General features: G+C 71.2%; 12 protein-coding genes. 5 read left to right on the top strand and 7 right to left on the bottom strand.

The window, feature by feature from the left end; all coding sequences use genetic code 11:
* Genes AFR_RS28260 through AFR_RS28245 form a run of 4 tightly spaced genes read right to left on the bottom strand, consistent with a single transcriptional unit; the run spans position 1 to position 3,957 of the window.
* The gene (locus AFR_RS28260; protein WP_084298164.1) at positions 1-618 is read right to left on the bottom strand and encodes a GTP-binding protein; all 618 of its coding nucleotides are present in this window, start codon (positions 616-618) and stop codon (positions 1-3) included.
* Complete coding sequence (locus AFR_RS28255; RefSeq protein WP_238547143.1) at positions 599-1,000, bottom strand: DUF742 domain-containing protein; 402 nt, start codon at positions 998-1,000, stop codon at positions 599-601. Before AFR_RS28255 ends, AFR_RS28260 begins: the two co-directional genes overlap by 20 nt.
* A 32-nt stretch (positions 1,001-1,032) precedes the next feature.
* Positions 1,033-1,458, bottom strand: coding sequence for a roadblock/LC7 domain-containing protein (locus tag AFR_RS28250; protein ID WP_023560223.1), 426 nt, complete (start codon positions 1,456-1,458; stop codon positions 1,033-1,035).
* Between the two features lie 30 nt (positions 1,459-1,488).
* Positions 1,489-3,957 (bottom strand): sensor histidine kinase, encoded by a 2,469-nt coding sequence (locus tag AFR_RS28245; protein ID WP_023560222.1) that lies wholly within the window; start codon positions 3,955-3,957, stop codon positions 1,489-1,491.
* Positions 3,958-4,233: 276 nt separating this feature from the next.
* On the opposite strand from AFR_RS28245, the gene AFR_RS48490 reads away from it, so the two are divergent.
* Positions 4,234-4,368 (top strand): hypothetical protein, encoded by a 135-nt coding sequence (locus AFR_RS48490; RefSeq protein ID WP_274519438.1) that lies wholly within the window; start codon positions 4,234-4,236, stop codon positions 4,366-4,368.
* A 6-nt stretch (positions 4,369-4,374) separates the two neighbouring features.
* Here the strand turns inward: AFR_RS48490 and AFR_RS28240 are convergent, their stop codons facing one another.
* Entirely contained in the window at positions 4,375-5,334 is a 960-nt protein-coding gene (locus AFR_RS28240) for an ABC transporter substrate-binding protein (protein ID WP_023560221.1), read from the bottom strand.
* A gap of 283 nt (positions 5,335-5,617) precedes the next feature.
* Between AFR_RS28240 and AFR_RS28235 the strand changes: the two genes are divergently transcribed.
* Entirely contained in the window at positions 5,618-8,155 is a 2,538-nt protein-coding gene (locus AFR_RS28235) for a M14 family zinc carboxypeptidase (protein ID WP_023560220.1), read from the top strand.
* A 70-nt stretch (positions 8,156-8,225) separates the two neighbouring features.
* Positions 8,226-8,738, top strand: coding sequence for a hypothetical protein (locus AFR_RS47325; RefSeq protein WP_023560219.1), 513 nt, complete (start codon positions 8,226-8,228; stop codon positions 8,736-8,738).
* Here the strand turns inward: AFR_RS47325 and AFR_RS28225 are convergent.
* A complete protein-coding gene (locus AFR_RS28225) occupies positions 8,709-9,836 on the bottom strand; it encodes a hypothetical protein (RefSeq protein WP_148308078.1) in 1,128 nt (375 codons plus the stop codon). The genes AFR_RS47325 and AFR_RS28225 overlap by 30 nt on opposite strands.
* A 66-nt stretch (positions 9,837-9,902) precedes the next feature.
* On the opposite strand from AFR_RS28225, the gene AFR_RS28220 reads away from it, so the two are divergent.
* Positions 9,903-10,862: a hypothetical protein gene (locus tag AFR_RS28220; protein WP_063749636.1), complete on the top strand. Its 960-nt coding sequence runs from the start codon at positions 9,903-9,905 to the stop codon at positions 10,860-10,862.
* Positions 10,859-12,565, top strand: a complete 1,707-nt coding sequence (locus AFR_RS28215) for a peptidase M16 family protein (protein ID WP_023560216.1) — start codon at positions 10,859-10,861, stop codon at positions 12,563-12,565. Before AFR_RS28220 ends, AFR_RS28215 begins: the two co-directional genes overlap by 4 nt.
* A gap of 336 nt (positions 12,566-12,901) precedes the next feature.
* Here AFR_RS28215 and AFR_RS28210 read toward each other — a convergent pair whose 3' ends face one another.
* Positions 12,902-13,087, bottom strand: a complete 186-nt coding sequence (locus AFR_RS28210; protein WP_023560215.1) for a hypothetical protein — start codon at positions 13,085-13,087, stop codon at positions 12,902-12,904.
* Positions 13,088-13,094: the final 7 nt, after the last annotated feature.

The raw sequence follows: 13,094 nt of genomic DNA, 5'->3' as shown, positions 1-13,094 counted from the left end.
CTACCACGTCGGCACCGGCCGTTCGCGGCTCAGCCGCTTGGTGAGAACCTCCTCGGTCAGGGCGACCAGGACGTTCTTGACCGACTCACGGTGCCGGGCGTCGCAGTCCAGGATGGGCACGTCCGGCCCGATGCCCAGCGCGTCGCGGACCTCCTCGAGGTCGAAGCGCTGGGACCGGTCGAAGGTGTTGACCCCGATCAGGAACGGGATCTCATGTTCCTCGAAATAGTCGATCGCGGGGAAGCAGTCCTCGATGCGGCGCACGTCGAGCAGCACCACGGCGCCGAGCGCACCGTCGACCAGGTCGTCCCAGAGGAACGCGAACCGGTCCTGGCCGGGGGTGCCGAACAGGTACAGCAGCAGCGCGTCGTCGAGGGTGATGCGGCCGAAGTCGAGCGCCACGGTCGTGGTCGTCTTGGCCGACACCGCCGAGGTGTCGTCGATGCCGATCGACCGCTCGGTCATCTCGGCCTCGGTGACCAGCGGCTCGATCTCCGAGATCGCGCCTACGAAGGTCGTCTTGCCCACGCCGAAACCACCACTGATCACGATCTTGACCGCCACCGGCGGCAGCGGCGCCGGCGTCGGCGCCGGTTCACTAAAGCGCCCGTACACGATCCCTGATCCTTTCGATCAATGCGATGGGCAGCTCGCCGAGCTGCTCCTCGATGCGCAGATAACCGTCGGTGACCAGGTCGGCGACGATCACCCGGATGACACCGAGCGGCACCTTCAGCGCCACGGCGAGGTCCGCGATGGACATCGGCGCCTGGCACAGCTCGACGATGCGCCGCGACTCGAAACGCAACGGTGCCGACAGCGCCGCGGGCGAGGCGTGCAGCAGCGTCTCGATGCGCAGCCCGTCGTGCAGCGGACGGGTCCGCCCGCCGGTGAGCATGAACGGGCGCACCACGAGGTCGTCCTCGGGCTCTGGAGCACGAGGACCCGGCGCGGGTGGCGTCCACGCGGGCGGCGGCTGCTCGGCGGTGTACGGGATCATGCGGGGGTCCGGGCCCCACTCCCCCCGATGGCTCATCGCGGGAGGTACTGGCGGGACTCGGATATCAGCGCCGGGGTGAGCAGGGCGCCGAACCGGTCGGCCAGCATCGAGATCTCGTACCCCACCAGGCCCACGTCGCTGTCCCCGCCGGCGACCACCCCGAGGCAGCTGCCCCCGGCGATGACCGACACCAGCAGGAAGCCGCGCCGCATCTCGATCATGATGAGCTTGAGGCCGTCGAAGTCGTAGCGCCGCGACGCGCTGCGGGCGACACTGGCCAGGCTGGAGACGATCGCGGCCAGGTGGTCGGCCTCGGCGCGGTTCAGGCCGTCCGAACTCGCGATGAGCAGGCCGTCGGACGACACCGCGACCGCGTCGCGGACACCGTCGGTCTGGTGGACGAAGTTGCCCAGCAACCAGTTGAACTGGTGCCGGTCGGCAGACGTGTCAACGCTCATGGTTCGACCTCGTTGCGGGGTGGGGGGCGGTCACGGGCGGTCGGTCGAGTCGGTGCTGCCCCGCTGGACGCCGCTGCGGAAGGCGGTCAACCGGGCACGTACCTCCTCCGGTGAGTCGGCGACCGGCGCCGGGCGCTCGGCGGTGCGGGTGGGGGCCGCACCTGCGCCCGCCGCGGCACCGGAGTTCGCCGCTTTCCGGGTACGGGGGTTGCGTTTGCGCAGGCCGTTCGGCGTACGGTCGGCGTCGTCGGGTGGCGGGGCGAACGTGTACATGTCCATTCCCAGCGTCGGCGCGGACGCCGGCTGCTCGGTGTGGTCCGCCCGGACCGCGGGGCTGCCTGCCGCGGTGACGTACTCGATGGTCGTCGGCCGGATGCGGCTGTCGGTGGCCGGCGGCTCGGCGCCCGGCAGGTGGATCACCTGGGTGATCGCCGGGTCGGACGACTCCAGTGCCCGCGGGCGCTCCCGGGCGCGGACGGGCTCGGGAGCGGGCTCCGGGGGTGCCAGGCGCTGCGGCTGCGGGGCCGCCTGCGGGGCGCCGACCGACTGCGGGCCGGCGAGGATCGACGGCGGCAGCACGATGCGGGCGGTCACGCCGGTCACCGGCGAGGGTGCCAGCTGCACGTCGATGTCCATGTCGGTGGCCAGGCGGCCGACGACGTAGTGGCCGAGGAACCGGGTCGGCGCGGTGATGAAGTCACCCTCGCCGCGCAGGCGCTGGTTGGCCAGCTCGAGGTCGGCGCGGTTCATGCCGATGCCCTGGTCGGTGATCGCGATCAGGTAGTTGTCGCCGATGCGGCGGCCCTGGATCTCGACGTCGGCGTCCGGCGGGGAGAAGGCGAGACCGTTCTCCACGAGCTCGGCGAGCATGTGCGCGACGCCGCTGACGACCGCACCGGCGACCAGGGCCTCGTCGACCCGGCGCAGCTGCACCCGCCGGTATTCCTCGACCTCCGAGACGGCGGCGCGGATGACGTCGGCGATCGGCAGCGGCTCGGACCACTGGCGGGGGCTGGCCGCACCGACGAGGACCAGCAGGCTCTCGGCGTTGCGGCGCATGCGGGTGGCGAGGTGGTCGAGCTCGAACAGGTTGGCCAGACCGGTCGGGTCCGACTCCTCGCGTTCGAGGCTGGTGATGAAGCCCAGCTGGCGCCGCAGCAGGTTCTGGTTGCGGCGGCCCAGGTTGGCCAGCGACTCGGTCGTGCTGCGCCGCAGCATCGCCTGCTCGGTGGCCAGGGAGTACGCGGTGGCCTGCACCCGGTCGAGGGCGTCGGCGACCAGGCGGACCTCGTCGCTGGCGCCGTCCGGGATGCGGACGGTCGGCGGTGGTGCGTCGTCGTCACCGGCGGTGGCCCGGCGCACGGCCTCGGGCAGCTGCTCACCGGCGAGGCGGTTGGCCTCGTCGGCCAGGGTCGCCAGGGGCCGGGCGATCGAGCGGGACGCCACGGCGGCCAGGTAGACCGAGCCGGCGAAGCACAGGATCACGGCACCGATGAGCAGGCCCATGCGGGTGGTGGCCTGGTCCTGCAGGGTCGCCGCGCGGGCCCGGATGACCGAACCGACGTGCTGCTGCAACTGCCGCATGTCGTCCAGGACCGTGGTCTGCGAGGACCACCAGGACTGCGGGTTGACCTGGAGGTTGCGGCCGTCGCCGGCGTTCAGCGCGACCTGCTCGAAGTAGGCGGCGGTCTGCGCGGCACCGGTGCCCAGCACGTAGTCACGGGCCTCGAGCTGCGTGTCCGTGGCGTACCGGGTGAACTCGGCCAGGGCGGCGTCCTTGGCCGAGCGCATGGTCACGAACTGGAGGAACTCGCCGCGGTTGAAGCCGCTGGCGGAGAAGACACCGTTGAGGAACGCGCGCTCCTGGGCCGTGCTCTCCTTGGCGTCGCCGAGCGCGCCGAGGGCCGAGACACCGCGGCGCAGGGCCGGGTCGGCCGAGCTGTCCAGGCCGTAGTCGACATTGCTCAGCTCGGCGATGCGACCGGTGTAGAAGGTGAAGGTGGGTGCTCGGTCGGCGGCACCGGCGTCGGTGCCGGCGCGGACACCGGCCAGACCGTCGAGCTGGGCGACAGCGGTGGCCACGCGGTCCTGCGCGGTGCCGCCGGGGGCGATCAGCTCCTCGACCTTGGTGCGCTGGTCGTCGACACGCTTACGGGCCGGGCCGAGCTCGGCCTTGAAGCCGACGTTGCCGCCGAGCAGACCGGCGGTCAGGCCACGCTCGGTCTGCAGCTCCTGGACCAGGTCCTGGACCGCCAGCACGAGGGTCACGGCACGGGCGGACGCGGCCGCGTTGCGGTAGTTGTCGACCTCGATCACCGTGATGACGCCGAGCAGGACGAGCACGGCGGCGACGGGGAGAGTCAGGGTGCGGACGACACGGCGGCGGATGGTGCCGCCGGTGCTGCGGGCCGCGGGTGCGCCGGCCGGGGGACCGGCCTCGCTCGTCGCGGCGGTCGGGTCGGTGTCGTGGTGGGCTTGCCGGGGACGCGGGATTCTCACGGGTGAACCGCCTCCGGAGTGGTGCGGCAGGCGGTGGTGCCGGGTCCGGGCCGGACACCGATCGTGATCGGGCCTGCGACCGGACGACTCCGTGCGGGCACGCAAACTCTCCTTAGGCCTTGGGGACGGCTTGGCCTTGCCGTGGCATCCCGGACCATAGCGATGAGCCGACCGGTAGTCCACGATGTACTACTAATGAACGCGAAAGTTACTCAGTCCGGCCGGGAAGCAGGCGAACTGTCAGGTTTTGTCGGCGGACACCAGGTGAGTCGATCGATGATCGGGATCATCGTGTCGCCGCAAGATTGCGAGCAGATGTCGTACCCGGCGCAAATCCGAAATTCGTCCACTGCGCCGGAGGCAAAGGCGCCGGGGACGGTGGTCGCCGCGCGGATGCGCGGCGACCGGTGACATCCGTCAGCTCTTGGCCGGGATCCACGGCTTCCAGGTGGCTTCGTGTTCCTTGGCCCATTTCTCGCCGGCGGCTTCGGCGGTCATGCCCTGGTTGGTGATGTAGTCCGAGACGAGGTTCTGGTCGTCGTTGGTCCAGGTGAAGTTCTTGATGAGCTGGTACGCGGGGCTGTTGGTGTCGGCGAACTTCTTCGACGCGATCTTGTCCAGGATGTAGTCGGGGTAGTCGCAGGCGACCTTCTTGGGGTCGGCGTCGCAGCCGGCGGTGTACGCGGGGAGTTTCACGCGGGCGTACTTCTCTTTGGCGAAGAGCCACTGCGGTTCGTAGAAGTAGAACAGCAGGGGTTTTTTCTGGGCGGTGGCTTGCTGGGCGGCCTTGATGATGGCGGCCTCGCTGCCGGAGAAGACGACTTCGTAGTTCAGTTTGAGGTTGGCGACCAGGGCTTTGTCGTTGGTGACGAAGGAGGGGTCGCCGTCGAGGAGCTGGCCTTTGCCTTTGGATTCGGAGGTTTTGAAGAGGTCGGCGTACTTGTTGAGGTTCTTGCCGTCGGTGATGTCGGGGTACTTGTCGGCCATCCACTGGGGGACGTACCAGCCGATGACGCCTTTGTTGCCGGTGGGGCCGAGGTCGACGGCGGTTTTTTTGTCGGTGATGTAGGTCTTCTTGAGGTCGTCGTGGCCCCAGTTCTCGACGATGGCGTCGACTTCACCGGTTTCGAAGCCTTGCCAGGCGATTTCCTCTTTGAGGTTCTTCTTGTCGACGGTGTAGCCGAGTTCGTGTTCCAGGAGGTATCCGAGGACGGCGGCGTTGGCTTCGTAGCCGACCCAGGGGTTGATGGCGAGTTTGACGGTGCCCTTGGATCCGGCGGCGGGTTTGTCGTCGGTGCCGGCATCGGAGGTCGCCCCGCCACAACCGGCGATGCTCAGAGCCAGGATCGCCGCTGCGGCGGTGAGCCGATATCTCATGGGGTGAATCCCTCGCAGAGTGAAAGCGTGCAGCGTGAAAGCTTGAAGTGGGGCCGTGCCCGGGGCCGAGAAGGGGCACCACCGCCGAGTCGCCGCCATAGATTGGTGCGTCGGGACACAATGGTCAATGGGGCGGCGATAGTTTTACCAGAGCGCAATGAGTATGTCGGGGGTCCCCGATGGAGTACGCCGGCCGCCGGCGCGATGGAATGAGCACTTCGGTATGCCCCCGCAGCAGCGGAAGTTGTTGCGTCGCGCCCGTCCGCACGAGAGGGTCGGAGGCGTGGAAAAGTCGCGGATTCTCGCCGGACTCGGCGCGGTGCTCCTGACCACCTCCCTTGTCGCTCCGCCGGCGTCGGCCGCACCGGGAGACCCGGGGATGCCCTCGACCCGGGACTTCGGCAACGGCCCCGAACGCAACCAGGTCGCCGCCGAGACACCCGGGACGAGCCGCATCACCACCGGGCTCGACGCCGCACCGGACCAGCGCTGGAGTCCTCGCCGGCAGGGCTATCCGCGGCAGACCGAACTGCCCGTGTACCCCGAGAACCCCGCCGACAAGTCGATCAAGCTGGGACTGGTGCCGTACCACGGGATCGCACCGAAGCTGAACGCGCTGCAGGAGGTCTCGGACCGGGTGTCGGCGGAGGTGGCCGGGCACTCGGCGCTGGGCCGCGACCTCTACCTGGTCACCGTGACCGCGCCCGAGACCAGGGCCGAGGCGGCCCGCCAGGACCGCTGGCGGGCGCTGATCGAGGACGACCCGGCGGCGGCGAAGCGCGACCGGATCCTCCAGCGTGACTACAAGGCGCCTGTGTGGATCAACGCGAACATCCACGGTGACGAGTGGGAGGGCACCGACGGCGCCCTGCGGGTCATCGAGCGCCTCGCGACCGCCACCGACGCGGCCACGGCACGCCTGCTCAGCCGTACCCGGGTCTATGTGACGGTGACCAACAACCCGGACGGGCGGATCGCCGGGACCCGGGCCAACGGCGCCGGGTTCGACATCAACCGCGATCACGCGACCAGCTCGCAGCCGGAGTCCCGGGCAGTGCGCGACGTGGTCATCGCGACGCAGCCGTTCGTGATGCTCGACGAGCACGGTTACACCGGCACGACGCTGATCGAGCCGGCCACACCGCCGCACGGCCAGAACTACGAGTACGACCTGTACATCAAGCACGCCCTGCCGAACGCCGAGGGCATGGAGGCGGCGATCCAGCGGCTCGGCTACCCGGAGACCGCCCGCGCCGACATCCCGTTCCGCGACTACGCGCCCGGCGACTGGGACGACTGGCCGCCGATCTTCACCCCGATGTACGCGATCTACCAGGGCGCCGTCGGGCACACCGTGGAGATTCCGTGGCAGGTCAACCGCAACGCCTACGAGACGCTGCCGGTCGAGGAGCTGCGCCGCCGCTCGGCGGTCAACACCGACGTCGCCGCCGCCACCATCGAGGCCGCGGTCGGTTATGCCGACACCCACCGCGGTGCCCTGCTGGCCGACCAGATCGAGCAGTTCCGGCGCGGCTGGGCGGGCGCGCCGTCGCCGCAGATCCCGGACGGCTTCGTCGAGGGTTTCGGCCCCGAGGACCGCTACTCGACCACGTTCCCGCGCGCCTACGTCATCCCCGCCGGTGCCGGCCAGCGCTCACCGGCCGCGGCGGCCCGGCTGGTCGACCACCTCGCCGCCCACGACGTACGCGTGACCAGAGCGCGCCACGACTTCTCGCTGGCCGGCAAGCGGTACGCCCGCGGCAGCTACGTCGTCGACATGCACCAGCCCAAACGCGGCCTGGCCAACGTCCTGCTCGAGGCCGGCCGCGACATCTCCGACCTCGTGCCGCAGATGTACGACATCTCCGGCTGGTCCCACCGGCTGCTCTGGGGCGCGTCGGTCGACATCAGCGCCACGGTCGCCCCGCGCGTGGCCACCACACCCGTGACGATCGCGGCGCCGACCGGTGCCGTGCCCGCCGCGAAGGGTCGCGACCTGGTCCTGACCCTGCGCGACGGTGCCGATGTCCGCGCCGTGAACGCCCTGCTCGACCTCGGCGTCAAGCTGCGCCGCACCGACGCCGCCACCGTCGTGGTCCCGGCCGTGGCGCGCCGCGACGCCCAGGTGGTGGCCGACCGCTTCGGCGTACGGTTCAGCACCGCACCCCGCGGCACCGGGGGCACACCGTTCGAGGCGCCGGTGCTGGCCGCCGCGGTGTCGGCCGACGAGTTGTTCGCCCTGCGCGAGATGGGCTTCGAGGTGCGTACCGTCTCGACCGCCCTGCTCAGCGCGGGCGCGGACCTCTCGGCCGTCGACACCCTCGTGGTGTCCTCCGGACTGTCCTACGCGCAGCTCAACCCCGTGGGCAAGGCAGAGGTCGACGAGTTGCTGGCCCGCGGCGGCGTGGTCACCCGCGGCGCCACCGGCGCGGCGTTCAACGCGGCGACCGGTCTGCTCCCGGCCACGGCGGTGACCGGGCGCGGCGACGCGAACGGTGTGGTCGCCGTGCAGAACACCGGCCCGGTCGTCGGCGCCGGCTCGCTGCCGCACTCGTTCGTCTACTCGCCGATCTGGTTCACCGGCACCGGTTTCACCGTCGAGCAGCGGTATGCCGCCGACCCGCTGGTCGCCGGGCACTGGCTCCCGTCGGCACCCGGCGCGGGCGGCCCGGAGCAGGCGGCGGGCCAGGCCTCGGTGATCTCGGGCGCCACCACCCGCGGCGGCCGGGCGGTGCTGTTCGGGACCGAGCCCCTCTTCCGCGCCCACCCCAAGGGCCTCTACGCGCAGTTCGCCCGCGCGCTCTTCTGGACTTCCTCGTAGCCCCTGCTCAACCCTGGTGCGCGGGGCGCTATCCTGCGTTCCCGCGCACGGGGGAGGAGCACCACCAGTCATGTCCGAGCAGCAGCAGCCCGGCTATCCGCCGCAGGGCACCGCGATCGCCCTGACCCTGAAGTACAACCCACTGGCGTTCCTGCTCGGCCTGTTCAAGCCGCGCGTGGAGATCAACGGCCACCAGGTCCAGGCCGGCTGGAACCGTACGGTCCTGCCGGTGCAGCCGGGTCAGTACCACGTGCACGTCCACGTGCCGTACCTGCTGCCGCCCCGCATCGGCGTCGCCGACCAGGGTGTCACCGTGCACCCGGGCCAGACCGTCGAGCTCGAGTACCGCGCGCCGATGATCGCCTTCCTCGGCGGCGCGCTCGGCCCGCCCCCGCAGAAGTACCCGGGCATGGTCGCCTCGATCATCCTGCTCGCCGTGAGCCTGCTGATCCTCCTCTGCGTCTGCGGCGGCTTCATCCTCGCCGCGGCCAACAGCGGCACCGACGACCCGTACGGCCTCGCACCGCCGGCCGACACGGTCGCACTGACGCTCTCAGCCTTCCTCGGGAGCTTCGGCCGCTGACGGAACGGCACCGGACAGCTCCGGGTCGGTGTGCAACGCCTCGCTGATCCGCGCGATGTGGGTGAAGGCCGCGGTCACCAGCGACTCGACCACGGCGCTCTCGGACACCCCGACCGGAACCTCGAGCGGCCGCGCCACACCGAGGCGGTCGAGCCGGGCCCGCCGCGCGGCGACAACAGCCGGGTCGTGCCGTGCCGGGCTCACCGGGTTGTACCAGCGGTTCATCCAGAACGGGCTCGGCGCCGGGCCGGCGTCGGGCCCGCTCTGCGGTTGGTCGGGGTCGCCCGGGGTCAAAGCCCACTGCTCGGCGTCGTAACCGACCCAGAGCTGATGCTGCAGGATCGTCACCAGGGTCCAGCAGGACCAGCTCCGGTACTGCCGGGCGCCCACCGAGTCGACCTTGACCGAGGACGCCTCGAGCCGCAGTTTGAGCTCGTAGGCGACCTGTTCGGCGATCCGGCTGATCTGCCGTACCAGGACGCCGTTGGCCGTGTCCTGCACCGCGGAGGTGAAGGGGACGAAGTCGGTCACGCCCTCGATCGCGGCCTCCAGCGCGGCGACCTCGTCGAACGGTGTGCCCGCGGCCGTGACCACGCTGCCGAGCAGGCGGGACCAGGAGAGCACCAGCACGTCGCGGCCACCCCGGCCACCGCGGTAGACGCCGTCCTCCGGCTCCAGCGGCAGGCCCAGCTGGGCCGACGCCGCGGCGGCCAGCCCGGACAACAGCGGCGTCCGCGTGACCAGGATCAGGACGCCGTCCGGCAGCAGCTGGGAGAAGTACCGCTCGGCCTGGTCGCCCGAGGTCAGCGACGAGTCGACCTTGGTCTCGACGATCGCCCGCGAGCCCGCCGTGCTCGACAGCAGGAAGTCACGCCGCGAGGGTCTGCCGGTGACGGGATCGACGGTGTGAGCTTCCCGGGTGATGTGACAGTCGCCGAGGTCACGGCGGCTCAGCCGGCCCACGGCCGCGAGGAAGGCGGCACGCAGACCCCGGTCGTCGTCGAGCAGGGCCATCAGGGTGTTGTTGGCGGCCACCTCGGGATGCCGGCTGTCGCGGAGCAGGAACCGGAGCGCGCGATGCGCCACTGGGTTGGTCACACCGCTGACCCTAGCGGCCGGGAACGGGTACCCGGGGACCATCGGAGATCCCCTATGATCCGCGCCATGTCCGTCGCCTCCGCCCAGCCACGACCCGTCTTCGACCTGCCCGCCGCGTACCCCGAGATGGGCCGGGTGCGGGAAGCACTGCAGGCTGCCGACTGGGCCGGGGCGCGTGCCGTGATCGAGGCCGCGCCGGATCCCGCGGCCCGCACGATGCTGGTCGGGTTCGCCGCCGACACCGACGGGATCGAGCTGCTGCTGCGGGAGGCGCTCGACCGCGACCCCGGGGACGCCCTCGCCGGTGCGGTGCTCGGCGGCCATCTGGTCAGGACGGGGTGGGACGTCCGCACCGGCGCGCGGGCCGGGGACGTCAGCGCGGAACAGTTCCGCGTCTTCCACGACTATCTGCGCCGGGCCGAGCAGGTTCTCATCGACGCCGCCGCCCGCAACCCCGCGGAGGTGTCCATCTGGTGCCAGCGGCTGACCAGCGCCCGGGGGCTCCAGCTCGGGCTCTCCGAGGTACGTCGGCGCTACGACCGGCTGGCCGCGTACGACCCGCATCACCTGCCGGCGCAGTCGCAGCTGCTGCAGTCGCTCTGTCCCAAGTGGAGCGGGACGTGGGAGCAGGTGCACGGGTTCGCGTACGAGCGGATGCTGGCCGCACCGAAGGGTGCCCACAACGCCGTCCTCGTCGTCACCGGCCACCTGGAGCGGTGGCTCGACGCCGACGGCGGCCCCGCGGGCGCGCATTATCTGGGCAGCCCGTTCGCCCGCAACCAGATCTACGAGGCGGCGGCCCGGTCGGTCTGGGATCCGGGCTTCCGGCACACCTACGGCTGGGTCTGGGTGCGCAGCAGCTTCGCCATGATCTTCAGCCTGCTCGGTGACGAGCCCGCGGCGGCGGCACAGTTCGCGGCGCTGGGCCACCTGGCCAGCGAGGACCCCTGGCACTATCTCGGCGACCACGTCCAGGTCGTCACCGACCGGCGGGCCCGGGCGTACGCGAAGGCGGGTGCACGATGATCCGGCACACCGAGGTCGACGGTGTCCCCACACTGATCGCCCCCACCTCCGGGCCGATGACCGCCGGGCTGATGTTCCGGGTCGGCCGGGCCGACGAGACGCTGCCGCGCACGGGCATCACCCACCTGCTCGAGCACCTCGTCCTGCACCCGCTGGGCCAGGCGGACTATCACTACAACGGCGCCACGGCCCCGGTCACGACGTACTTCCACATGCAGGGGCCCGAGAAGGACGTCGCCGGGTTCCTGTCCGGAGTGTGCGACGCCCTCAACGACCTGCCGCTGCACCGGCTCGAGACCGAGAAGGAGATCCTGCGCACCGAGGGCAGCAGCCGCTCGTCGCACGTGACCGAGCCGATGGCCCTGTGGCGCTACGGCGCCCGCGACCACGGCCTGGTGAGCTACCCCGAGTGGGGGCTCAACATGATCACCCCCGACGACCTGCTGGCCTGGTCGGCGCGCTACTTCACCCGCGACAACGCCGTACTCTGGATCGCCGGCCGCGACGTGCCCCCCGGCCTGACACTGCGCCTGCCGGGTGGTGAGCGCCGGCCGGTGCCCGCGCCCTCCTCGGCGTTGCCGCGTACGCCCGCCTACTTCGCCGGTGACTCCCGTGCCGTCGCGCTGGAGGCGGTCGTCCGCCGCCGCACCGCCGCGTCGGTCTTCGCCGGGGTGCTCGAGCGTGAACTGTTCCGGGGTCTGCGCCAGGAAGGTGGCCTGTCGTACACCGCCGGCACCGACTACAACCCGCGCGGCGACGGCAACGCCGTCATCACCGCGCTGGCCGACGCCCTGCCCGAGAAGCAGGACGCGGTGCTCGGCGGGTTCATCGACATCCTGGCCAAGATCCGGGTCGGCCGCATCGAGCAGACCGACATCGACGCGGTGGTCGCCAAGACCGTCGACGCCCTGGACAACGCCGAGGTGTACGCCTCCCGGCTGCCGTCACACGCATTCTCGCTGCTCACCGGCGACCGGCAGGTGCCGGTCGACGAGCTGGCCGGCGAACTCCGAAAGGTGACGGTCGCAGACGTGCACGAGGTCGCCCTGGAGGCGTTCGGCTCGGCGCTGCTCATGGTGCCGGAGGGCCGCAGCGCGGACTGGGCCGGCTTCACCGAGGCACCCACGACGTCCGACCGCGCGGTCAGCGGCACGGTCTATCCCCACCTGGAAAACGGCGCTGTCCGGCTGATGGTGGGTCCGGAGGGTGTCAGCGTGGCGGGCATCCAGGACGTGGTCACCGTCCGATACGACCAGTGCGCCTGCGTCCTCGGCTGGCCCGACGGCCGCCGCATGCTGATCGGCACCGACGCGGTGACCGTCGCAGTCGAACCAACCATGTTCGGCGGCGCCGCGGCGGCCCTGCCGTTCATCGACGCGGCCCTGCCGGCGCAGCTGCGCGTGGTGATGCCGGCCCGCGACCCGCAGTCGATCCCGCAACCCGATCCGCAGCGCCACCACGCGGCCGTCGCCGGCCCGGCCGGCGCCACCGGCAGCAGGTCGTGGTCGATCGCCGGGATCGTGGTGCTGGTACTGATGTTCCTGCTCTTCGGATGTCTTTCCGGCTCACTCGCCCTCGGGCTGCTCGTCGAGGACAAACCCGACAACGACCTGTGGGTGATCGTCGGGGGAGGAACCCTGCTGGCGGGCTACCTCGGCTACGCGGTCGTCCGCAACATCCAGCGCTTCCGCCGCACGACCTGACCTCACCCGGTCGGGCGCCGGGGCGGGAGACCGACGGCCGGACGCCCGACGGCCGGACGCCCCACGGCCGCGGCGGCGTCACGAAGGCCCGACTTCAAGGATGTTGGGCGTGGGGTGCCCGCCGCGTTGCCGGGTTCGTGCAACGCGGGCCCGACTTCAAGGATGTTGGATCTGGGGTGCGTGGCCCCGTGCTGCCGGGTTGGTGCGATGAAGGCCCGACTTCAAGGATGTTGGGTCTGGGCTGCGTGCCCCCGTGCTGCCGGGTTGGTGCGATGAAGGCCCGACTTCAAGGATGTTGGGCCTGGGCTCCGCGCTGCCGGGTTCGCGCGCGGTTGTTCAGCCGGGGGTTGTGGCCCGGTCGATGCCGCTGCGGTCCGCATCGGCGGCGACGATCCGGGAGGCGAGCTGCGACAGCACGCGCCGCTCGGCCGCTGACAGGTCGGCGGCGAGCGTCGCGATGCGCTCGGCGAAGCGAGCGGCGACCTCCGCGGCCAGCTGCCGCCCGGCGTCGTTGATCGACACCTGGAAC

It is taken from the genome of Amorphoplanes friuliensis DSM 7358, from assembly GCF_000494755.1.
Lineage (GTDB): Bacteria > Actinomycetota > Actinomycetes > Mycobacteriales > Micromonosporaceae > Actinoplanes > Actinoplanes friuliensis.
Note: the sequence above shows the minus strand (reverse complement) of the source record. Positions and strands in the feature narration are given on the sequence as shown.